Source organism: Rhodohalobacter barkolensis (assembly GCF_002834295.1).
In the GTDB taxonomy this organism is placed as follows: Bacteria; Bacteroidota; Rhodothermia; order Balneolales; family Balneolaceae; genus Rhodohalobacter; species Rhodohalobacter barkolensis.
The window spans coordinates 37,346-59,032 of the sequence record NZ_PISP01000005.1 but is presented as its reverse complement, the minus strand read 5'-3'; the positions used below and the strand labels follow the sequence as shown (position 1 = coordinate 59,032).

The following is a 21,687-nucleotide window of genomic DNA, read 5'->3' as shown; positions in this document are numbered from 1 at the left end:
TGCTCACCTAATTTGTAAATAATATTCTAAGTCCCAATCGAAAACGACGTTCGGGCATGGGGTAACCGGTCGACTCAAAGTAGCCCGGCTGATTCACACCGTCAAGTACATTTTCCCACTTTAACAACAACATAAACCATCTTATTCGTGCCGATATATCCACATCCATTCTGTGATAGGAAGGATTTACTGTAGGATTTGTTCCGTGCTGCCATCGATTCAGCGGTGTGATATACTCTGCCGTACTAAATGCCTGTGGTGAAAAAACTCCTGAAACACCTGCCGTTACAAATGTTGCCCTATCAAAAAGATAGCTTTTCCAGTACAGATTTCCTTTCAACCAAATTCGATCTCCGGATAATTCCAGTTGCTGATTGATCGGATTTTCTGAATCATTCAAAAACTTTTTATACACCGCTGATAACTCACCTTCGAACAGCCGGCTGTCCAGGCCAATCCATCCGGTTCCACTCAAATGAGTATATGGATCAATATTGGTAAAACGGTTCTCATCATCAACAAATATACTGTTTTCATTCAAACGAAAGTCACCTCTTACACCTGTACTGAGCCAATCCAAAACCCGAACTTCTGCTGACCCACCCATCGTGAGTTCCTGCTCATTTTGAAGCTGGGAATTTCCATCATAAATATCTGAAATCCAATAGAGAGACTGTAAATCAGGAGCTCTGTTCATCACACCGCCAAATCCGGAGAGCGTAATTCGGCTATCCGGGAAAAACGTGACTCTTCCCGACAGTTCAGAACTAAAACGACTATCATCCCAGTACTCACTTACCGCATAACCCTGAATGTTTAACCAGGATAATAAACGGCTATTCAGATCGGCTTTGGCTCGGCCACCAAGCCAGTTGCTTTTTGAAAGATTCCTATTGGTCGATTCACTCAGCCAGTTAGCACTTCCCTGAACTGTAAGATCTGTACCTCCATAAGTTAAATTCTGACGTACAAATAGTTCGGTCTGTTTAAAATCCGTTGAAAGCGAGTCCGCCGAATATTCTAGCGACCATTTATTGGTTTGATAGTGAAGCCCGAACTCCGTTCGTACAGCACTGTTAATATCAGGTCGATATTGCGCCTTTAAATAGATATCGCTCGATGTTTGATTGGAAGACGCATTATTTTCAATCGGTGTTTCAACAAACCGGTTAAACGTAAAAAGCAGAGGGTCATTCACTATATAGCCAAATGATTCTTCCCGATCGATTGCATTATTAAGATACATGGTTTTCAGGAGCCATCGATTCGAGAGTTGATGATAAACCCGCACGGCAGCCTGCCTGCCTTCAACATCAGATCGATTGTAACTGCCACCATCTCTTCTGTCCCAGAATGACAACTCCAGGTTGGTATCGGATCGAAAATTTTGGGTAAACACAAAATCGAGATTACGATAATTGTATTTACTCTCGTCAAAATTCAGATAGGTTCGGGGTTGCGTTAAATAGTGATCAATCAATCGAATTTGACCGTAATATGAAGCCCCATAATCTGCTTCTCTGTACTCCTTGATCTTTCGAATTGGAATTCGATTCCAGTGAACAGCGCCGGTCAGCGGATCATTGATACTCATCCCTTCCAGCTCCATATTCAGGTGTCTGGTTTCAAATGAGTGCAGTTCCAGCCCGTCCGGCCGACCGGCAGTACCGGTTCTGTAGGTTATTGCTCCGCTCTTCCCGTAAAAGCGATCAAACAGATTCACCATATTAATCCATCGAAGACTACTGTCCGTTTCTGCAACATCCATGGTTTGTTGCATCTTGTATTTCCAGACATATACAGTATCCGGAATTTCCGGTTCGGGTTCTTCGATCAGGGTGGAATCCGCATACGTAGAATCAGGAATGGTATCCATTACGGCCGGTTCTGGCAGGGTATCCTGTTGAACAGGCGGAATAGTATCCTGTACAGAAAAACTGAACGCCGTCCATATTGCTAACAAATAGATCAAACCGTCTGAGGTTTCAGTTGATATGGCAGCTCTTCCAGCTTCAGTAGTCTTCTTCGAATCGTTTCAAGTATAATCATAACCGTCCGCTCCTTGTTGAGTAACCGGTCATTACTGAGAACCGTTTTTAGTGCAAAGTGATCCCCTTTAATCCAGAAACCCATCCATACCGTGCCTACCGGTTTGTCCGGAGTCCCTCCGTCGGGTCCTGCAATTCCGGTTGCCGAAACGCCAATATCGGCATTCATAGCTTCGGCCACACCTTTGGCCATTTGCAAAGCTACAATTTTACTAACCGCACCGGATTTCTCTAAATCTTTTTTTGATACCTTCAAAAACCCCTCTTTAATCTCGTTTGCATAGGCTACAATTCCGCCTTTCATGTAGACACTGCTTCCCGGAATATCTGTTATTTTACTGGATAAAAGTCCACCGGTACAACTTTCTGCAGTGGCAATTGTCAGTTTATTATCGCTTAACAATTTACCGGTCACCGCCTCCAGTGTAAGGTTTTTTCCCTCACCAAAAATTACGGCTCCTACTTTATCATAAAGATAGTTCTTAAGGGTCTCGAGTTTACCCTCTGCCTGTTTAACATCCAATCCATTTGCACTGATTCGAATTGTAACCCCGGATACACCCGGTAAATAAGCAACTCCAACGCCATTGTTTTCAAATTCGTTAAGATCACCAATATGATCGCTGAGTGTGCTTTCCGGCACTCCGGAGGTTTTAAAGTATTGTGTAGCCCATGCTTCTCGATCGGGAAACTTTTCATGGAGTTTAGGGATCACTCTTTCTTCCATCAAAAACTTCATTTCTGTTGGAACTCCCGGTAAAACGACTAAAATATTTCCCTGCTCCTCAAACCACATTCCCGGAGCTGTGCCTTTATTGTTGAATAGTACATCACAATTCTTTGGGACCCATGCCTGCGCTGCATTTGACCGGCTGAATTCAAAACCACGCCTTTTAAAGATCGACTTTATGAAATCGAGAACTTCGTTGTTTTCGATCAGTTCCGTATCGAAAAGATCAACCATTACTTTTTTGGTGATATCGTCGTGTGTAGGGCCGAGGCCTCCGGTCACAATCGTTACTTTTGCTTCAACCAATGAGCTTTTTACATTACCAAAAATAAGATCGTAACTGTCAGGGATTGTGGACACCTGTTCAACATAAAAACCCTGCTCTGTCAACAGTCCGCCTAACCACGATGCATTCGTGTTGACCGTGTCTCCAATCAGAAGTTCATTTCCAATAGAAATTATATGCGCTTTTTTCATAGAGTTGGAAAATAGGATTTTGCAGGTGATCAATGAAATTTTGTATTCTGTTCGCACACCTTTTCAGGGAATTAATATATCATTTGTTAACAGAGAACTTTACCTTTTGGTGTGGAAAAATTACCAAACATACTCAGCACCTTGAGAATGGGCATGGCGCCCATTTTTTTGCTTCTTTTTATTCAGGAAGACCTCCTGCTTCGCGGTATCAGTTTAGTCGTTTTTGCTGTAGCGGCAATTACTGATGCGCTTGACGGGTACTATGCCCGGCGTTATGATGTTGAGAGTGAGTATGGAATTTTCATGGATCCATTGGCGGATAAATTTTTAACGTTTGCCGGATTTGTATGCCTTCCCTTCCTCGATCCTACCCAGTTTCCCTGGTGGGCAGTTGCAGTCATTGTTTTTCGGGATCTCTCCATTACCGGTCTGAGAATTTATACTAAACGGAAAAACATTACCCTTCAAACCAGAAAAACCGCTAAGATTAAAACCGCTATCCAGATGGGCTACCTCTATGTGGCTCTGCTATTTGGTTTTCTGCTACTGTTTGATGGAGCCGTAGGCAGGTTTGTGCTGAATATCTACAGCCTGGATCTCTTTTTCTGGGGAATGGTTGTTGTTGTTCTAATTACCGTCTATTCAGGGATTGAGTATCTGTTTGTAAACCGATCTCTGTTTAAGAGTTCTCCCGTATCATGAGATTACTCAAACTTACGCTTGGTACATTTTTTGGTTCCGGTCTACTTCCAAAAGCTCCCGGTACATGGGGCAGCCTCTTCACTCTGCCGTTTATTTATGCTGCATATTTAATTCATCCTGTTTTTGGTATTGCCGGATTTGCAGTAATTGCATCACTTATTTCACTGTGGAGTACGGATGTCTGTGTAGGTAAGTATGGTGACGATCCGGGGCAATTTGTGATCGATGAGACGGCCGGCCAAACCATGGTATTTATCTTTACAGCTTTCCATTATGATACCACAGCCAATTTAATTCTACTGTTCGCCGGTTTTATCATCTTTCGGCTCTTTGATATTTTCAAACCGTTGGGAATCGTTCGATTAGAGAAATTGCCCGGAAAAATTGGTATATTAGCCGATGATTTAGCAGCAGGTGTATATGCACTTATATGTTTAGAGCTGCTAAAATCATTATTGGGATCACTTCTGATTTAAGATTTCCCTGAAAAAATATAATAACAGACAGTTAACACGAGTTTCATAACTTGAACATTGAAATATCAGTCTAAACTGTAAAGACGAAACAAGAGTTTAGAATCATTAACAACATGGTAGAAGAAACACATACAATAAATAAAATCGTAGATAAAAACTTTGCCAGGGAACTGGCCAAGCATCTACTTGAAATTGACGCTGTAATCCTGCGGCCTAATGACCCTTTCACGTGGTCATCCGGTTGGAATTCACCGATATATTGCGATAACCGGCTAACATTACGCTATCCAAAAATCAGAAAAAAGATTTCAAAAGCTTTAGTCGATATCATAAATCAGGATTTTAGTGATGTAGAAGTTATTACCGGCACGGCAACGGCCGGAATTCCTCATGCCGCATGGGTTGCAGAAAATCTGGATAAACCACTGGCTTATGTTCGTGCAAAAGCAAAAGCCTACGGTTTAGGCAATCAGATTGAAGGTGGTGTCGACAAAGGTCAGTCTACCATTGTCATCGAAGATTTGATCTCAACCGGCGGTTCCGCGGTTTCCGTTATTGAAGCCCTACAGTTTATTGGTGCCGACGTTCGTGGAGTGTTAAGCATATTTACCTATGGCTTTCAGGCTGCCATCGATCAATTTGCAAAATTAGACATTCCGGTATATTGCCTTACAGACTACGCAACACTTATCGAAGTGGCCCTTGAAGAGAGTTATATCAAAGAGAGTGATCTGAAAATGTTGAATGCCTGGAGAGAAAATCCGGCGGAATGGCCAAAATAAACCCCGACGATCTGATTGAATTCACGGCCGCAGCAGCTGCTGCAACCCTTACAACAAGCCGGAAATTCATCAGAAATTACAACTACTACAAAAAAAGAGCCGGTCAGTCCGAAATTATTTTCAAAACTGACCTGCTCGAACTTTGTCATAAAATCAGACTTGACCTATTTGGTCTTCAAAATTTGCTGGAAGATGAGACGAAACATCGTTCTCCTTTCATCGTTACACTTGCAAGTCAGATCAATGATGCTTTTGAAGAGCTTCATCGAAAAATTCTGTTTTACGATCCGGACTTGATTGACCAGTCAATCCCGTTAATTGACCATCAAAGAACTTTCTGGAGTCAATATACTGACGAAAATTTCTATGGGCCTCAACTTGGTAACGACATCGAACACTCCATTTCATCAGAAGTTATTGAACTGGAAACATCTATTAGAAAATTACCATCATCAGCAGAACTTTGACACATTACACTAATTATCTACCAAACTTTTTTATGAAATATTCAATACAAATTATTCCCGCACTGCTTGCATTTCTACTTTTTACAGGCTGTTTAAATTCTCCGAATGACCCCAATGAACCGGTTGATGAAACTGATTTTCTTGAAGAAAATGCTCAAAAAGAGGGCGTAACCGTTACTCCCAGCGGACTTCAGTACCGGGTTCTGCAAGAGAGCGAAGGCGAAAATCCGTATAACGGCGCTGTTGTTTTCGTTGAATATGAAGGCCGCCTCATAAACGGTGATGTTTTTGTTCGTACAACCCAGCTCGACTATTTTGCCCTTTCGGATGATATCATATCCGGGATCAATGAAGGAGTTCAACTGATGGAAGTGGGATCTGAATATGAATTAGTGATACCGTCTGAGTTAGGTTATGGCGACAACCCACCGCCAGGAACACCTATCCGGCCGGGCTCTGTTCTCATTTTTGACATCACTCTTGACTCTTTTTTACAGCAACCTAGCCAATTCCTGACCGATAACGCCGAACGGGAAGATGTGCAGGTAACGGAGAGTGGATTACAATATCGAGTGATTGAAGAAGGTACAGGTTCCACTCCCGGAGAAAACAGCCAGGTGAGAGTAAACTATACCGGATCATTTACAAATGGCTATGTTTTTGAAGAATCACAGAATGGAACCGCTCAGTTTAATTTATCTCAAGACCCCGAGGTTACTTCCAATCCAGTAATACCGGGCTTTTCTGAAGGTATTCAGCTCATGAGTGAAGGCGCGGTCTACGAACTTTTTATACCGGCGGATATTGGATATGGTACAGACACTCCTAATGGAATCCCTGAAGGAGCAGTTCTTATCTTTGAAGTGGAACTTATTCAAACTGAAACGTAGTTTAGCTCAAAACTACAAACATCATTCTTTTCAGCCTATAAGGTTCAAAAAGATTAAAACCATTTATTCCGTCATGCGAAAATTCAACTTCCCGGGAATTGTTCTCCTACTTGTAGTTTTTATGTTTTCGTGCGACGCGGAGTCGATCACGCAACCTCCTCAAGATTCCGATGATCCCGAGCCCGAGTTTTCATATGGCGGCTCCAACGACGATTTGGGAAAAACCATCATACAAACAGAAGATGGTGGTTTTTTGATTGTTGGAACCACAACTTCGGACGATGGCATTTTCTCCGGTCAGGCTCGCGGTAATCGCGATGTTTTTGCACTTAAACACACTTCTGACGGCACACAACAGTGGGTAAACACATATGGTGGGTCCAACAGCGACTGGGCAATGGATGTCATTCAGGATTCGCAGGGTAATTTTGTCATTACCGGCTATAACCGTTCGGATGACGATCAGTTTCAAAATTCGAACCGTGGCGAAAACGACATTTTTCTAATTAAGATATCTCCTAACGGCAACCTGATCTGGACTCGTACTTATGGCGGTGCAGACGAAGATTATGGATATGCGCTGATTGAAGGTCCAAATGGTGGATACCTGATTACCGGTTCAACCCGATCGGTTAACGGTAACTTCTCAGGTCGTTCCAACTTTTCTAAAGATATTTTTGTCATGCTCACAGATGTTAGCGGTCAAATTAATTGGCTCGAAACCTTTGGTGGAGCAGAAAATGATGAAGCAATGGATCTGACCATCGGCCCGAATGGACAGATTGCCGTTGTTGGCTCATACTCATCTTCCGACAACGATTTCAGTGGGCGTCAACCCGGAGAAAGCGGGGCTTTTCTTATGAAGCTTGAGCCAAATGGTATTTTCAATTCTCTTTACACCTACAGTGGATCCGGAGCCGAATTAGCAAACTCAATTGTAACCACGTCAGATAATGGATTTGCCATAGCCGGCCGATCCTCTTCAAATGATGGAATCTTCCAAAACACGAACAGCGGCGGAAATGATGCTTTTGTTCTCAAAACAACAGATTTTGGATCCGTACAGTGGCTCAACACGTATGGGGGAAGCAACTCAGATGGATTAAATGGAATTACTGAAATTGAAAACGGAGATATTGTTGCGGTGGGTCAAACACAATCAAATGATGGAGACTTTGATGAGCTGAACATAGGTGATACGGATATTTTTATGGTTAGCCTTGGATTAAATGGATCTCTGAACTATTTGAACACCTATGGCGGTGAACTGGATGAAATGGCGGAATCCGTTATCGGATTATCTAACGGCAATATCGCATTCACCGGTTGGACCCTCTCCAATGACGGAACTTTTACAGGCCCTCAAAAATCCGGCAGAGATATATTCAAACTCATCACCACTCCCGATGGTGAAATTGAGTAACAAATCGTACACCTTCCTTTAAGGCTACGAAATCAGAATTAAGATCCTGATTCTGTTATGACATCCATTTTTTAAATTTGTATCTTTTGAAGCTCTATTACGGTCACGCTTGTCCGTTATTTTTTTCATTAACTTTTCTTTTTCAATTCCGCTGTTATGAGTGATAAACGATTTTACATAGAGACTTACGGATGCCAGATGAATATGGCCGACTCTGAAGTAGTCAACTCTATTCTAATGGATGAAGGAATGAGTCCCGTTCATTCTGCAGAAGAAGCAGATGTTATTTTTGTGAATACTTGCTCTATCCGTGAAAATGCAGAAACACGGGTATGGAATCGGCTCAAGGAGTTTCGGTCGCTTAAAAAAGAGAAGAAAGACTTAACAGTTGGTGTTCTGGGCTGCATGGCCGAGCGCATCAAAGAGAATATCATCGAAAAAGAACAGCTGGTCGATATTGTTGTCGGACCGGATGCATACAGGGATATTCCAAATTTGCTTAAAGAAGTTAACGACGGACGCAAAGCCGTTAATGTGCTCCTGTCACTTGAAGAAACCTATGCTGATATTACTCCGGTTCGAACCAGTGGCAACGGCGTCACTGCTTTCGTTTCAATTATGCGCGGATGTGATAATATGTGTGCTTTCTGTGTTGTTCCCTTCACAAGAGGTCGCGAACGAAGTCGTCCGTTGAGCAGTATAATGGATGAAATCAGCCAGCTAAATGATCAGGGATATAAAGAGGTCACCGTTCTTGGGCAGAATGTAAATTCCTATCAATATGAAGACATTGATTTCACAAAATTGATGGATGAAGTCAGCAAGGCAAATCCGGAAATACGGTTCAGATTTTCATCTCCACATCCAAAAGATTTTCCGGAGCCACTGCTTCATTTAATTGCTGAACGCCCGAATCTTTGTAACTACATTCACATACCGGCACAGGCAGGCAGTGACACCATGCTGGAGAGAATGCGCCGGCCCTACACCCGCGACCAGTACTTAAAACTGATTGACAGAATGCGGGAAATCATTCCCGGGGTATCGCTATCAACGGATATCATTGCAGGTTTTTGTGATGAGACCGAAGAGGAGCACGAAGCAACCATGTCACTCATGAAAATTGTAGAGTACGACCTTGCATACATGTTTGCATATTCTGAACGTGAAAGAACTCTTGCCGCACGTAAGTATGAAGACAATGTGCCTGAAAAAATAAAGAAGAGAAGATTGACAGAGATTATTAAACAGCAAATGGCCATTCAGGAGAAAAATAATAAAGATGAAGTGGCCCGACGCCATCTGGTATTGGTTGAAGGAACCAGTAAGAAATCAGATGAGCAGCTTTCAGGCCGAACCGACACCAATAAAATGGTTGTGTTCGACAAAAAGAATTTCAAAAAAGGTGATTACGTAGAGGTTGAAGTTACCGACTACACTTCCGCTACCCTGATTGCAAAGCCAATACGTAAAAGTTCAATTGCTGAGTTTTATAATCAAACTGTAGTTACAGCCTGACGACCAACTTAAATATTGATATAAAAAAAGCTCCGGGACCAACCGGAGCTTTTTTTTGTGTTCTCTGATCTGTCTCGAACCAATTCGCACACTGCAAGTGCTTTGATTCTTACAAATCGGGTCTCTTACTTTAACCGTCTACTCTTTAGTTACCTTCTACTGTTAACTCAATAGTTTCCAGGTCTGTAGTCTCACCTACCGTAACTTCAACATTCTCGAGATACTCGCTTCCAAAACCGTCTTCTCTCGGTTCAACAGAAACGTCATAAGATCCGTCTTCAAGTCCAACCAACAGAAATTCACCGGACTCTTCATCAGCATATGTTGATGAAAGCGTATCTTCTCCGGCAATTGCAAATACAGCTGCCCTGGCATCTGCTGGACTTACATTTCCTCCGATATTTCCGGTAAGAGCTTCATTAGAAGCGCGAATAACCGGCTTGAGGATATAGTCTATGGCTGGTGATTGACCCGTAGTGTGTACAGATCGAAGAGCGTCAAAATCGAGCAGGAGTGTGTAAACAATACCTTCCTCAATTTCTGCATTTACGTTCAACTTCACACCGGTTTGACTACCGCTTGGTATAAACAGATCGTGTGATTCACCGTCTACAACAACATTGTTGTTGTCTCTGCTTAAGATCAGACGAATTTGCGGATAGAGTCCTTCTTCTAATTCAGCTTCACCGATAACTTCAAAAACTCCATTAGTCAGTTCAAGTAGATTGAACTGCTCACTGGGTTCACTGATCACTTGCCAGCCTTCATCCTCGTTCGTTGAGTTATTAACTTCTACTCGTTCGATAAAGACATTAACTTCATCGTAGTCAGCAGGGGCGTCATGAAGCTTGATTTCCATTGTTCCCATTCCTGGAGTACTGTCTGTAGAACAGCCCACAAATGCAAACATACCTATAGCCAAAACGGCCATTAATGTTTTGTTGAATATGTTAGATAGACTTTTCATATCTGTATTTGATTGATTTATTATTAAGATTGTTTATCGAAAAAATCTTTCACTTAGTCATGTGACGAGTCAAGAACCAATCCGTTACAATTTTTTTTTGAATTTTTAAAAACAAAAAAGGGCGTCTTAAAACGCCCTTTTACTTAATTACCTCCGGGTCTTCCCGGCCTGTCATTTCTTATACCTCCGGGTACATTGCCCGGTGGGCCACCCCCAATCTCTCCGTTAAACAAATTTTGTAAGATTCTTTCACTTGGCAATCCTCTTTCTAACTGCTGCATTAAACCTTTGCCAACGGCCGCCGCCGGAAGCTGACTTCTGCGCTGAGCCATATTCATAGCTGCCGGTAATTTTTGCATATCCCCCGCTTCGAACCCGCTCTGTAGCGCTTTTAAAACAATCTTGGCATTTTCAGATGCTGCCGCTGCCCCATCAGGCAAGTCACTTAAAATATTGATTGCAGCCAGTAAACCGGAAGGCCTTACTCTTTCCATATTGCCATCAGCAACATTGTTAAGAGTTTCTGTTAATACATCCTCATTTACATTTTGCATCATCGCTTTAGACCCTGCCTTGACCATCTCATTTCTATATTGAGGTTTGGATAACCGCCCCTCCTCTTTCTGAATAAACTGATCTACTTCAGGGCGCTCCATCCATCGATCCACCAATTGTGCAGACCTGGAAGCATTATCACGAATAGACGACAACACGGGAGACATCCGCTGAACCGAAACACCTTTCGATATTCCTTCGAATACTTTTTCAAAAATCATTTCATACGGCAAGTTATCCCCTGCCATTTCAACGGCCGGCTGCAGTATTTTCATAAACTCCTGTTCACTCAAACCGTGTGACTCTATACGGCTTTGAACTTCCGCAATTCTATCTTGCTCAATTCCGGATGCAGTTGCCCGCTCCAATAAGCCTGATAATGTTTCCTGTGCAAATATGTTGACAGGAAACAGTAGAAGAAGTACCAACCCCAAAGAAAGGACCCCTTTTCTGATATGTCTGTATCTTTTATTCATAGTTATCTTACTTAATCAATAAAAATCAATCCGTTTTCTCCACCAAAACCATCCGAAACTGTAAATGTATCTTCAGATAGCTCAAGCCACTTTTCTTCGCCATCTTCAATCAGTAAAATCTTGTACTCATACGCTCCGGCTTCCAACGAAAGCTGAGCTACAAATCGTGACTTTCTTTGTTTAGAAAGTGGAATACCTGGCTTTTCCCAGTCATTAAAATCGCCAACTATATATAATTGCCCATCTCCGCTATACTTTAAATTCAACAAGATGGTTTGAGAACCATTTTGACTCAGCTCAACATTGGCTCCACTAGTATGACGATTACTATTGAATAAGGTTACTCGAAAACCTATGGAAGCATGAATATCTGATACAGATTCCTCTGTGATCGTGGACAAATAATTTAAATAATCTGTGTTTACTGACATTTCAAGAGTTGGATTAACCTGATACTTAATTCCTGCCGAACCTCTGAACAAAATATCTGCTTCATCTTCTTTAGTATCTTCGTTTCCGGGCCCGCCAACTGGAGGGAAACCACCTCCTCCGCCTCCATCTGTCACTATTTGAAACCTGTATCGTTCCAATCCGGTACGAAGGTTCAAATTCCAGTTTCTTGAGATATTAAAATCTGAGGAGATGCGAGCTCCAAGGCTCTCTGCAGGATTATCCAGATCACCAAATATACCTGCTCTTAACTGCCATTTGAAAGTAGGCCAGGTCTCAAACTCAATACTGTAGTTATTGAACTGTTCAAATCCTGATGACTCCGTGTCGATATCACCGCTCTCTTTTCTGAATGATGATCCGGCTTTCAGGTTGATTTTTGTAAACAGCGAAGGAGAGAAACTAAGAACAGGTTGAATCCAAAGAATTGATCGATCAACCAGTGTTGAATAGTAACTTCCTCCCGTTTCAATTCCGGCACTGAATCTGTCATTCAGCCGATAATTTGAGTTCAATAACATAAAAAGGGATGACCAATCATCATTATCATCCAAAAACTTGCTGTAGGATGCTCCGGCTGTCAGGTCGGATGAAAAATTCCCACTACTCAGGAAAATGTTACCCATTGGAGTTAAAGTCGAGTAACCGGTATTCATGTCGCGGTTCCATTCGGAAAGCATTGGGTTTAGATATGAATTGGTCGTATACCCCGTTCTGGAATCAAGCAAAAGTATTTTATCCAAGCTTTGGCTAAGGCCTGTTAATGGAATTAAAGCTAATAATATTACTGCCGGCAGCCATTTAATCATATAAATAGCACGGCATTTTTATTACCAAATCCATCATCACGCTGTACATCGGCTAACGGATCTGTAAGCCACTCTTCTCCATCTTTTACAAACATATAGTCATGCTCTCCTCTAACCACGGGAATCATACCGGTCCAGACAATTTTATCATAAATGATCTCCCTCGAAAGATTTACCGGATCCCAATCACTAAAATCTCCGGCAACTGCAATCGATTCTGCATTTTCGTCAAAGTAGACAAAACGAATCCATACTTCGGATTCCTGTTCAGATACAAGCTGTACTGATTGATCCTCACCAACCATTGACGCAATATCTGACTCTGACCGATCCTGTTCATTCAGCAAGAGATAGCCAAAACTGAACGTAAATAAAATGACTGCGGCTGCAGCATAAATGGGACGCAGGGTTACTTTTCTAGGCTCAAACAGTGACATCCCTATTTTTGAAGGCCTTTTTTTATTTTCATGTTCAGAAGAAATCCTGTTCATCACCGAGCTGCTGAAATTTTCGGGGACAGCAAATGACTCCGGATTTGGGTCACTTGCAAATGACTGAGTTAGTGTCCGCTCAAAATGGAGCATCGATCGTAATTCAGGATCATCGGCAATCATATGTAATGCCCGGCTCTCCTGTTCATCATCCAGTTCCCCATCCAGAAAAAGCCTAAATAGCTCATCCTTTTTTAAATTCTCTTTACTCATGATTACACCTTATTTTCCAGTAGTGATTTAAGTTCTTTTCGAGCTCGGTGCACCCGCACTTTTAAAGCACTTTCCGATACACCGGTCTCTTCAGACATTGTTTTGTAACTCATTCCGTCTCGATACTTCATCAAAAACGGCTGCGAGTAGTCATCCGATAGTTTCAATAAAGATTGTTTTAACAGGCGCCCCCACTCTTTGATCTCCATCTTCAAGTGAGGAGTTTGCTGCTCAATAAGGTCGGAATCTAAAAATCCTGATTCCATTTCACTGAATCGTTGATTCTTTCTTCTTACATTTTTCGCATAATCACGACAGTGATTCATTGCAATCGTATAAAGCCATGTAGAGAACTTCGAATTTTCATTGAACTGATGAAGTTTCTCATAGGCTTTAACAAAAATTTCCTGAGCCAACTCTTCTACCTCATCCTCATCCTTCTCAAATCGGCGTACTACATGAAAAACCATCGATGAGTATCTTTCAACTAAAATCTCATATAAATCCTGTTTTCCATTCAGAATTCTATTAATAAGTCGAAAATCTTCGTTTTGAACTGATCTACTCATTCAGATTACTACTCATAATGTCGCCCCTATCAAGCTATTAATGTAAGTATGACGACTTAATTAATCATTGGTTACAAAATTTTTACAAATAACGATATGTATAATTGAATTCTAAACTGCTCCGAAAGTTTCAAGTTATAATTATCCACTATCTTTCATTGATAATCAAATCCACTCTATGCCAAGAATCAGAACTTTATTACCTTTAAGGTCTAAATAATAAAGACATATTATGGACAGAGAAGCATTACAAGAGCGATACGGAATTATCGGTGAATCGACGGCTATTAAGCAGGTGATTGACAAAATCATGCAGATTTCTAAAACGGACATTACCGTTTTACTGCAGGGTGAAAGTGGAGTTGGGAAAGATGTTACCGCACGTGCTATTCACTCACTGAGTAAAAGAAATCGTAATAATTTGGTGATCGTAAACTGCGGTGCAATCCCTGAGGGCATTATTGAAAGTGAACTATTTGGTCATGAAAAGGGCTCATTTACCGGTGCTCACGAAGCGCGTAAAGGTTATTTTGAAAAAGCGGATGGCGGCACCATTTTTTTGGATGAGATCGGTGATACACCCAAAAATATTCAGGTTAAACTGCTTCGTGTTTTAGAAAGCGGCGAATTTTTTAGAGTTGGCTCCAGTAAAATGTTTACCGCAGACGTGCGCGTAATTGCAGCTACTAATCAAGATCTATGGGAGCTTGTACAGGATGGCAAATTCCGTGAAGATCTCTATTACCGACTCGACACCGTAAAAATTAAACTTCCACCACTTCGCGATCGCCAGGACGATATCATACCCATATTCAGAAAATTTGTAACTGAATTCTCATCAAAATATGATTCTGTTTTCCAGGGATTCTCAGATGAAGCCAAGGATCTGCTCATCTCCTACCGGTGGCCCGGTAACATTCGCGAACTTCGTAATGTAGCTGAGCAACTCGTTGTACTCGAGAAATCACAGTTTATTGACAAAGATCGACTTCAAAAATATCTGAAAGGTCGACAACATCTCGGATCTACGGATAACCTTCCGGTTCTCTCTCGAAAAGAGTTTACAGACGATGAGGATGATGATTTTGAAAGCGGCTCCGGAACAGACATGGGGATCATCTATCGAGCATTATTAGAGATGCAAGGAGATATTTCCGATCTGAAAAAGATGTTGGCAAAGTTTGTCTACTCTTCTTTTTCAGATAAAGAGCTCAAAGCTCTGCCAAGTGCCGTGCCACGCGATATTGATCCGAATGACATATCAGGCCATATTTATCGCGATTCATCAGATAAAGACTCTCTGGGAATCTCAACACCGGCTGAACCGCAGGAAGATGAAGACCATGATATTATTCAGGATTTCTTCTCTGACAAAGAGATTCCTTCCATTGAAGAAGCTGAAAAATTTCTAATTGAACAGGCATTAAAACGCTTTGAAGGTAACCGAAGAAAAGCCTCTGATGCACTTGGTGTCAGCGAACGAACTCTTTACAGAAAGTTGGATCAGTATGATTTACAGTAAAAAGCATCTATTAATTATACTGGCACTCTGTTTATCGATAGCAGGATGTATCAGTTATAGTTTTACCGGCACGTCCATCCCTTCCGATGTACGAACCATTCACATTCCTTTTTTTCCTGACCAGTCTCAAAGTGGTCTTGGCGATTTAAGCGACCGCCTGAACCAGGCTCTTATCAATCGTTTTGTGAACCAGAGTCGGTTGTCTCTCGTGAATGATCAGGAGTCTTCAGATGCGTATGTTGAAGGTGCCATTCAAAATTACACGAACCGCCCCTTTAGTGTACGTGGAGATGAACAAGCCAATATCAACGAAATTCAAATTACTGTACGGGCAACGTTTCAGTATCAAAAAGATGACGAGCCTCTTTGGAATAAAAACTTTAGCGGAAATGCTACTTACAACACATTGGAGAACCCTGTAGACGGTGAAATAGAAGCAGCAGAAGCCGCTCTTCAACAGATTGCCAATAATATGTTCAATGATGCTGTAAGCAATTGGTAAATCATCTCTTCTTTACATACTTTTGGTCATGCAATTAACGGCAGAACAAATACCTAAATCTCTACAAAGTTATGTCGAGCAGTTCGAAACAGACCCGAAGACTGCCATTGAACGATTGGAGAATCACATCAGTAAAAGAAATTCCGGTGCGATAGGGTATTTTTTTCTGGCTTGGTTCTATCATCGGAATAATCAGAAAGCAGAAGCCGTTCAAGCAGCACTGAAGGCTAAAATTCATGCTCCCGGCAGTAAGCTCATGGAGAGGCTTCACTATATGATGGCACACCCTCACCATTTTGAGGCCTGGGAACCCGAACGAACCCGCGAACCATTTAAACGACAAAACCATAACGACAGGGGGCATCCCATTCAGGATCTCGATTCACTCATTGCAAAACTCTCTTCTGCTGAGAAAAAACGCATCAAACCTGATTTATCGGATGATGAGCAACCGGATTTAAGTGAAGCCAGTAATCAAGTAGATGATATTGTTACCGAAACACTGGCGGTAATTCATGAAAAGCAGGGGAATTTCAAAGGTGCAATTGAAACCTTTAAAAAACTTCGAAGAACCAACTCTTCAAAAAAGGAGTATTACGATGAGCAAATTTTCAGGCTTCAGCAAAAAGTAACCCAAAATAAAAAAGAGAAGTAATTCTCCTGATATCCTATCCTTTCACAAAGTTATTGTGGGACTTTTCGTATCCAATACTGGTGGCCGGTCCATGACCTGAAAGCACTTTTGTATCGTCCGGCAGAGTATATAGCTTCTCCCGAATCGATTGAGCCAACAGATCAAAATCTCCTTTATACAGATCCGTTCTGCCAATGCTTTCCCTGAACAGCGTGTCTCCGGCAATTAAAGTTTTTTGATCCGGAAAATAGAGAGAAACATGATCAGGAGAGTGGCCCGGAGTGAAGAGAACATCAAATGAGAACGGACCCACTGAAAAATCCTTTTGCTGTGCCAGCTCTTTTGGAGTAAAATCAAATCCCGATGTTCTGAAACCAAATCGAGTTGCCTGATCGGGGTAGTTTTTCCATAAATAGAGATCACTGTGATTCAGGTAAACCGGCACATCAAACTCTTTCAGCACCTTATCGAGCCCCATGATGTGATCGACATGAGCATGAGTCAGGCAGACAGCAATCAAATCTGCACCGGACTCCTTAAGATCATTTTTAAATACAGAAAACTCTCTGGGATCAAAAAATCCCGGATCGATCAAAATGGCTTTTTGATCAACGGTTAGCAGATAGGTGTTCTCGGCGAATGGCCCTACGGTGTACTGTTTAATCTCCATGGGAAAGCAAATAAAAAAGGATGTAATGACAATCACTACATCCTTTAAAATTGTTGATAAAAGAGGTCTTACTTCTTTGCGTATCGTTTGTTGAAACGATCGATTCGACCTGCTTTTTGTGTAATTTTTTGATTTTTATTGTAGAACGGATGGTTTTTAGAATCTACCTCACTTTTGTAGATACCATCGGATACGTCCATGGTACTTCTTGTAGTCATCTCAGTACCATCACTTAAAACTACTGTGATTTCCTTGTAATCGGGATGAATTCCTTTTTTCATAATCTGATCTGGCGTTGGTTGAAACTTCAATAGAAGTCAAAGATACGGGATCATCCACGCTTTTGCAATCCTTTAGCTAAAAATGAAATCAATCACTAGTTGAAAACAATCCGGAGATTTTGAAACCATCAAAATTACTCCGGACCTTCTCTATTGGCTTAAACCAATACAGTTTCGCCATCCTCTTTACGATATCCCATGGGAATTTCTCCCTCAGATACTGCAGATCGGTTATACTCTTCCAGGGTAAATTCATCCACTAATATAGCATCGAAGCGAGCCTCTTCGGTCTTACGAACAACTTCAGCTTCCTCTTTCGTAATAACCCCTTTTTCAAGTGCAGGTTCGATCTGTTTGAGAACATGTGCTTTTTTGATCTCACCCGATTTGGTTGCTTTATACAATTTCTTGTAGACCGGAAATGAGTCTTCGACCACTTTCATTGCATATTCGTACCTGCCAAGTGCTTCATCAGCTGATTCAGGCACATATATTCCTGTTGTCAACCGATCTCGCTGATCGCCCCTAACTTGCATTGCCTGAGCAACTTTTTGACCTAGTTTATCAGATGGTTTTTTCCCAATCCGGTTCATTCGAGACCATAAACCAATCGGACCTCTAAAGAGCCAGCTAAGACCGGGAACATCGATCTCTGAATAAATTTCATCAAATGCCTTTTGAATTCTGTAGAAAGCATGCTGCATAGACCAGTGCAGGAATATTTCATCCTCTTTTTTACGGCCTTCTGCTTCAAATCGTCTCAATGTTGCAGTCGCTAAAAGCATCCAGCTTAGAATATCTGCATAACGCCCGGCCAGTTTCTCTTTCATCTTCAGTGCTCCACCATATGAGCCAAGTGCAATATCTGCCATAAACGCGAATGATGCTGATGCCCACGCGAGCTTACGATAGTATTTTGCAGCAGGCCCGCTCACCGGTGAGGAGGCCAATCTTCCGCGAGTTGCACTGAGTAGAAGTGATCGAACTGAATTCTTAACTACATGACCGATATGCTTCCAGAATGCGTCATCAAACTGTTTTACGTCTTTATTCATCAACGCTTCGATCTCCTTCAGTGCGTAAGGGTGGCTTCGAATTGCCCCCTGACCGAAAATCATAAGAGTTCTTGTGAGGATATTTGCACCTTCAACCGTAATGGCAATGGGCATGGAAACATAACTGTGAGCAAATATATTTCGGGGTCCCATAGAAATGCCGGCACCACCTACAATATCCATTGCATCGTTCACAATTTCCCGACCCAGTTCAGTGAAGTTATATTTAGCAATAGCAGTTACTACAGCCGGCTTTGCCCCTTTATCTAATGCACCACAAATGTAACCCCTGGCAGCATCCATCATGTAAGTATATCCGCCAATTTTGGCCATGGGTTCTTCAATACCTTCAAATTTACCGATATTGAGACCGAACTGTTTACGGATTAGCGCATAGGCTCCTACCGCACGGGTTGCTGTTTTGGCCCCGCCAATTGCCTGTGCCGGAAGTGATATACCCCGACCAACGGCCAGCGATTCCATCAACATTCTCCAGCCATTTCCGGCTCCTTCAACTCCTCCGATGATAGCATCAACAGGTACAACCACATCCTTACCACGGGTTGGGCAGTTGTAAAACGGAACTCCCAAAGGATCATGACGCTTACCTAATTCTACACCTTCGGTGTCACTTGGCACCAAAGCGGCGGTAATTCCCAAATACTTGCCTTTGCCCAGTAAATCATCCGGATCGGACAGCTTAAATGCCAAACCGATTACAGTAGAAATTGCGGCAAGAGTGATATATCTCTTATCCCAGTTCAACTTCAAATATAGCTTACCGTCATCACCCTTAAATACTTCGCCATGACTTTGCATTCCGCCCGCATCTGAGCCGGCATTCGGCTCTGTCAAAGCAAAACATGGAATCTCTTCTCCTTTAGCCAACCTTGGCAGGTAGTGATCTTTCTGTTCTTTTGTACCGTAGTGCATTAGTAGTTCAGCAGGTCCAAGAGAGTTCGGAACCATTACGGTTGTAGCGAGTGGTCCGCAGCGGGAGGCGAGTTTAGCAACGATAGCACTGTGAGCATTTGCTGAAAAACCGTATCCGCCATACTCCTCCGGTATAATCAAACCGAAGAAGCGCTTTTCTTTCATAAAATTCCATGTTTTATCATCAAAACCTCTTCGCTGAAAAACTTCCCAGTCAGACACCATGGAACAGAGTTCTTCAACAGGGCCATTCATAAATTCACGCTCTTTTTTGGTAAGATCAGGATAGGCCTCACTATTCATTCTCTTCAGATCCGGACTACCGGAAAAAAGCTCACCTTCAACCCATACCGTACCTGCGTCAATAGCAGTCTGTTCCGTCTCTGAAATTGCCGGGAGTATTTTCAATGCCTCCAACAACTTCATAACCGGGCCGGAGAGCAATACTCTGCGGATCGCCTTAACATTAAAAATGATAGCTAAAACCAGGAATGTTGATATTAGCCAGACGGGAGCTCCCAAACCGGCCAATGCCACCAGACCAGCTACCGCCCAGATCCATAGGGGCGCTCCGGTAAATCCAAATATTAAAAAGACGAGAACAATCCCTGTCCAAACAGCCCATGTGGCCATCTCATTAAAAAATCCTAGTTGATCGATTAAAGCTTCCATAACTGACTCCTTTTAAGCGGGTGTTTTTTGAATAATAAATCCTTGTATGATGTGATCTTTGGCTAGATCCAAAAACCGTTCATTCGAAATTCGGGTATCCAGACGCTTACCCAGAATTACAGAAACAACTCCATGAATCTGTGCCCAAAGTGTATAGGCACTTACAAGCGGGTCCTCAACATCAAAAAGCTGTTGGTCCTTTCCACGCTGAATAATTCCTGCCAAAAGCTCATAAATCTGCCTGATATGCTGAAATTTCTCTTTAGGATATTTCGGCATCTCTTCCGGGCGAACCATATAGATAATTTCGTACTCCTGTGGGTTATCCAGTGCATACCCAACATAGGCATCTGCCAAAGACTCCAGCTGCTCGACCGGACTGGCAACCTCATCCAGTGCATCTCTCAAAACCTTGGTTAAATTCGCAATACTCTCTTCGACCAATGCTAGAAGCAGATCATCTTTATTTTTAAAATGCAGATAGATGCTTGTAGCTGTAACGTCTGCTTTCCTGGCAATCTTACGCATCGACATTTTGCTGAATCCATGTTTCAGCAGAAGTTCTTTGCTTACTTCTAAAATTTCTTCTCTTAGAGACATACAACTCAGGTTAACACTGTTAAGTTCACAGTATCAATTTATCAAATCTCATTAGAATGTCAATACCGGAGCCTAAAATGTTAATATCGATGTTTACTCACTTGCGGAGCCGTTCAGCCTAAAAGAGACATAATGAATAGTTTTTCCCTCTTGAAGATGTTTTTTCTCATAAAAGGTTTTGATAGACAGTACAGGATCATCCGGTTTTTCCTGATAAACATTATCCAGTTTTTCTTCAATTTCACACCTTTCCGATGTAATCGTATCCAAGGTAAAATCGTACAGTAAATCTGAATCTGTCTTTAAATGTATGGTGGAATTCGGGGAGAGAATTTTCCTGTAAATACTTAAAAACTTTGGTGAGGTTAGTCTTTTGGATGATTGTGAATCTCTAAGATAAGGATCAGGAAATGTGATCCAGATTTCGTCCACTTCGCCCTTTTCAAAATAGTCTGCCAGGTGATCGATGTAGATTCGCATAAAATGCACGTTCGGCAACGGTTCCTCGAGTGCCTGTTTTGCACCTTTCCATAAACGCCACCCTTTTTTATCTATCCCAATAAAGTTTTTATCCGGATTTTGTCGGGCAAGATTTACCGTGTACTCTCCCTTACCACAAGCCAGTTCAAGTACGATTGGGTTACTGTTTTTGAATATCTCCTTATGCCAGGATCCTTTCGGCTTCGGTGTACCGTTATCAAAATCTGTGTATTCAAAAACATTTGAGAATCGATCTACATCCTCAAATTTTTGAAGTTTATTCTTAGCCATCCCG

The 21,687-nt window shown here is 42.0% G+C and carries 22 protein-coding genes; 10 read left to right on the top strand and 12 right to left on the bottom strand.

Annotation, left to right across the window (positions count from 1 at the left end; genetic code table 11):
- Positions 1-7: 7 nt before the first annotated feature.
- Together CWD77_RS13310 and CWD77_RS13305 are read right to left on the bottom strand one after the other, a co-directional pair.
- Positions 8-1,972 (bottom strand): putative porin, encoded by a 1,965-nt coding sequence (locus tag CWD77_RS13310; protein ID WP_101074079.1) that lies wholly within the window; start codon positions 1,970-1,972, stop codon positions 8-10.
- Positions 1,969-3,255, bottom strand: a complete 1,287-nt coding sequence (locus CWD77_RS13305) for a competence/damage-inducible protein A (RefSeq protein ID WP_101074078.1) — start codon at positions 3,253-3,255, stop codon at positions 1,969-1,971. The genes CWD77_RS13310 and CWD77_RS13305 overlap by 4 nt, the downstream gene beginning before the upstream one ends.
- A 111-nt stretch (positions 3,256-3,366) precedes the next feature.
- Here CWD77_RS13305 and pgsA point away from each other — a divergent pair, with 111 nt between their 5' ends.
- From pgsA to miaB, 7 genes are all read left to right on the top strand, one after another.
- Positions 3,367-3,957: a CDP-diacylglycerol--glycerol-3-phosphate 3-phosphatidyltransferase gene (gene pgsA / locus CWD77_RS13300; RefSeq protein WP_276307525.1), complete on the top strand. Its 591-nt coding sequence runs from the start codon at positions 3,367-3,369 to the stop codon at positions 3,955-3,957.
- A complete protein-coding gene (locus CWD77_RS13295) occupies positions 3,954-4,433 on the top strand; it encodes a phosphatidylglycerophosphatase A family protein (RefSeq protein ID WP_101074076.1) in 480 nt (159 codons plus the stop codon). The genes pgsA and CWD77_RS13295 overlap by 4 nt, the downstream gene beginning before the upstream one ends.
- Positions 4,434-4,546: 113 nt before the next feature.
- Positions 4,547-5,215 (top strand): orotate phosphoribosyltransferase, encoded by a 669-nt coding sequence (gene pyrE, locus CWD77_RS13290; RefSeq protein WP_101074075.1) that lies wholly within the window; start codon positions 4,547-4,549, stop codon positions 5,213-5,215.
- Positions 5,203-5,682: a hypothetical protein gene (locus CWD77_RS13285; RefSeq protein WP_101074074.1), complete on the top strand. Its 480-nt coding sequence runs from the start codon at positions 5,203-5,205 to the stop codon at positions 5,680-5,682. Before pyrE ends, CWD77_RS13285 begins: the two co-directional genes overlap by 13 nt.
- 32 nt (positions 5,683-5,714) lie before the next feature.
- Positions 5,715-6,572 (top strand): FKBP-type peptidyl-prolyl cis-trans isomerase, encoded by an 858-nt coding sequence (locus CWD77_RS13280; RefSeq protein WP_101074073.1) that lies wholly within the window; start codon positions 5,715-5,717, stop codon positions 6,570-6,572.
- A gap of 73 nt (positions 6,573-6,645) precedes the next feature.
- Positions 6,646-7,995, top strand: coding sequence for an autotransporter outer membrane beta-barrel domain-containing protein (locus CWD77_RS13275; protein ID WP_101074072.1), 1,350 nt, complete (start codon positions 6,646-6,648; stop codon positions 7,993-7,995).
- 156 nt (positions 7,996-8,151) lie between these two features.
- On the top strand, positions 8,152-9,513 hold the full coding sequence (miaB, locus tag CWD77_RS13270; protein ID WP_101074071.1) for a tRNA (N6-isopentenyl adenosine(37)-C2)-methylthiotransferase MiaB: 1,362 nt from the start codon (positions 8,152-8,154) through the stop codon (positions 9,511-9,513).
- 145 nt (positions 9,514-9,658) lie between these two features.
- On the opposite strand, the gene CWD77_RS13265 is transcribed toward miaB, so the two are convergent.
- The 5 genes from CWD77_RS13265 to CWD77_RS13245 form a co-directional block, all read right to left on the bottom strand.
- The gene (locus tag CWD77_RS13265; protein WP_101074070.1) at positions 9,659-10,480 is read right to left on the bottom strand and encodes a DUF4382 domain-containing protein; all 822 of its coding nucleotides are present in this window, start codon (positions 10,478-10,480) and stop codon (positions 9,659-9,661) included.
- 143 nt (positions 10,481-10,623) lie between these two features.
- Entirely contained in the window at positions 10,624-11,511 is an 888-nt protein-coding gene (locus tag CWD77_RS13260; RefSeq protein ID WP_101074069.1) for a hypothetical protein, read from the bottom strand.
- An 11-nt stretch (positions 11,512-11,522) separates the two neighbouring features.
- Positions 11,523-12,704, bottom strand: coding sequence for a glycogen-binding domain-containing protein (locus CWD77_RS13255; protein ID WP_133120238.1), 1,182 nt, complete (start codon positions 12,702-12,704; stop codon positions 11,523-11,525).
- A 62-nt stretch (positions 12,705-12,766) separates the two neighbouring features.
- On the bottom strand, positions 12,767-13,474 hold the full coding sequence (locus tag CWD77_RS13250; protein WP_101074067.1) for an early set domain-containing protein: 708 nt from the start codon (positions 13,472-13,474) through the stop codon (positions 12,767-12,769).
- Between the two features lie 2 nt (positions 13,475-13,476).
- Entirely contained in the window at positions 13,477-14,043 is a 567-nt protein-coding gene (locus tag CWD77_RS13245) for an RNA polymerase sigma factor (protein ID WP_101074066.1), read from the bottom strand.
- Between the two features lie 232 nt (positions 14,044-14,275).
- Between CWD77_RS13245 and CWD77_RS13240 the strand changes: the two genes are divergently transcribed.
- The 3 genes from CWD77_RS13240 to CWD77_RS13230 are packed head-to-tail and all read left to right on the top strand — an operon-like array spanning position 14,276 to position 16,722.
- Positions 14,276-15,565, top strand: a complete 1,290-nt coding sequence (locus CWD77_RS13240) for a sigma-54 interaction domain-containing protein (protein ID WP_101074065.1) — start codon at positions 14,276-14,278, stop codon at positions 15,563-15,565.
- Complete coding sequence (locus CWD77_RS13235) at positions 15,552-16,067, top strand: LptE family protein (RefSeq protein WP_101074064.1); 516 nt, start codon at positions 15,552-15,554, stop codon at positions 16,065-16,067. The genes CWD77_RS13240 and CWD77_RS13235 overlap by 14 nt, the downstream gene beginning before the upstream one ends.
- Positions 16,068-16,095: 28 nt before the next feature.
- On the top strand, positions 16,096-16,722 hold the full coding sequence (locus CWD77_RS13230; protein ID WP_101074063.1) for a hypothetical protein: 627 nt from the start codon (positions 16,096-16,098) through the stop codon (positions 16,720-16,722).
- Between the two features lie 13 nt (positions 16,723-16,735).
- Here the strand turns inward: CWD77_RS13230 and CWD77_RS13225 are convergent, their stop codons facing one another.
- From CWD77_RS13225 to trmB, 5 genes are all read right to left on the bottom strand, one after another.
- On the bottom strand, positions 16,736-17,371 hold the full coding sequence (locus tag CWD77_RS13225; RefSeq protein WP_101074062.1) for an MBL fold metallo-hydrolase: 636 nt from the start codon (positions 17,369-17,371) through the stop codon (positions 16,736-16,738).
- Positions 17,372-17,439: 68 nt separating this feature from the next.
- Positions 17,440-17,652 (bottom strand): 50S ribosomal protein L31, encoded by a 213-nt coding sequence (rpmE, locus tag CWD77_RS13220; protein ID WP_101074061.1) that lies wholly within the window; start codon positions 17,650-17,652, stop codon positions 17,440-17,442.
- 158 nt (positions 17,653-17,810) lie between these two features.
- Positions 17,811-20,312 (bottom strand): acyl-CoA dehydrogenase, encoded by a 2,502-nt coding sequence (locus CWD77_RS13215; RefSeq protein WP_101074060.1) that lies wholly within the window; start codon positions 20,310-20,312, stop codon positions 17,811-17,813.
- 12 nt (positions 20,313-20,324) lie between these two features.
- The gene (locus CWD77_RS13210) at positions 20,325-20,912 is read right to left on the bottom strand and encodes a TetR/AcrR family transcriptional regulator (protein WP_101074059.1); all 588 of its coding nucleotides are present in this window, start codon (positions 20,910-20,912) and stop codon (positions 20,325-20,327) included.
- A gap of 93 nt (positions 20,913-21,005) precedes the next feature.
- Positions 21,006-21,683, bottom strand: coding sequence for a tRNA (guanosine(46)-N7)-methyltransferase TrmB (gene trmB, locus CWD77_RS13205; RefSeq protein ID WP_101074058.1), 678 nt, complete (start codon positions 21,681-21,683; stop codon positions 21,006-21,008).
- Between the last annotated feature and the right edge of the window lie 4 nt (positions 21,684-21,687).

Coding starts and splice junctions, on each gene's coding strand:
- CWD77_RS13225 (WP_101074062.1), bottom strand. CDS start 17,371: ATGGAGATTAAACAGTACACCGTAGGGCCATTCGCCGAGAACACCTAT.
- rpmE (WP_101074061.1), bottom strand. CDS start 17,652: ATGAAAAAAGGAATTCATCCCGATTACAAGGAAATCACAGTAGTTTTA.
- CWD77_RS13305 (WP_101074078.1), bottom strand. CDS start 3,255: ATGAAAAAAGCGCATATAATTTCTATTGGAAATGAACTTCTGATTGGA.
- CWD77_RS13265 (WP_101074070.1), bottom strand. CDS start 10,480: ATGAAAAGTCTATCTAACATATTCAACAAAACATTAATGGCCGTTTTG.
- CWD77_RS13260 (WP_101074069.1), bottom strand. CDS start 11,511: ATGAATAAAAGATACAGACATATCAGAAAAGGGGTCCTTTCTTTGGGG.
- CWD77_RS13285 (WP_101074074.1), top strand. CDS start 5,203: ATGGCCAAAATAAACCCCGACGATCTGATTGAATTCACGGCCGCAGCA.
- CWD77_RS13280 (WP_101074073.1), top strand. CDS start 5,715: ATGAAATATTCAATACAAATTATTCCCGCACTGCTTGCATTTCTACTT.
- CWD77_RS13235 (WP_101074064.1), top strand. CDS start 15,552: ATGATTTACAGTAAAAAGCATCTATTAATTATACTGGCACTCTGTTTA.
- CWD77_RS13240 (WP_101074065.1), top strand. CDS start 14,276: ATGGACAGAGAAGCATTACAAGAGCGATACGGAATTATCGGTGAATCG.
- CWD77_RS13275 (WP_101074072.1), top strand. CDS start 6,646: ATGCGAAAATTCAACTTCCCGGGAATTGTTCTCCTACTTGTAGTTTTT.
- CWD77_RS13215 (WP_101074060.1), bottom strand. CDS start 20,312: ATGGAAGCTTTAATCGATCAACTAGGATTTTTTAATGAGATGGCCACA.
- CWD77_RS13230 (WP_101074063.1), top strand. CDS start 16,096: ATGCAATTAACGGCAGAACAAATACCTAAATCTCTACAAAGTTATGTC.
- CWD77_RS13295 (WP_101074076.1), top strand. CDS start 3,954: ATGAGATTACTCAAACTTACGCTTGGTACATTTTTTGGTTCCGGTCTA.
- CWD77_RS13245 (WP_101074066.1), bottom strand. CDS start 14,043: ATGAGTAGATCAGTTCAAAACGAAGATTTTCGACTTATTAATAGAATT.
- CWD77_RS13250 (WP_101074067.1), bottom strand. CDS start 13,474: ATGAGTAAAGAGAATTTAAAAAAGGATGAGCTATTTAGGCTTTTTCTG.
- trmB (WP_101074058.1), bottom strand. CDS start 21,683: ATGGCTAAGAATAAACTTCAAAAATTTGAGGATGTAGATCGATTCTCA.
- CWD77_RS13210 (WP_101074059.1), bottom strand. CDS start 20,912: ATGTCTCTAAGAGAAGAAATTTTAGAAGTAAGCAAAGAACTTCTGCTG.
- miaB (WP_101074071.1), top strand. CDS start 8,152: ATGAGTGATAAACGATTTTACATAGAGACTTACGGATGCCAGATGAAT.
- pyrE (WP_101074075.1), top strand. CDS start 4,547: ATGGTAGAAGAAACACATACAATAAATAAAATCGTAGATAAAAACTTT.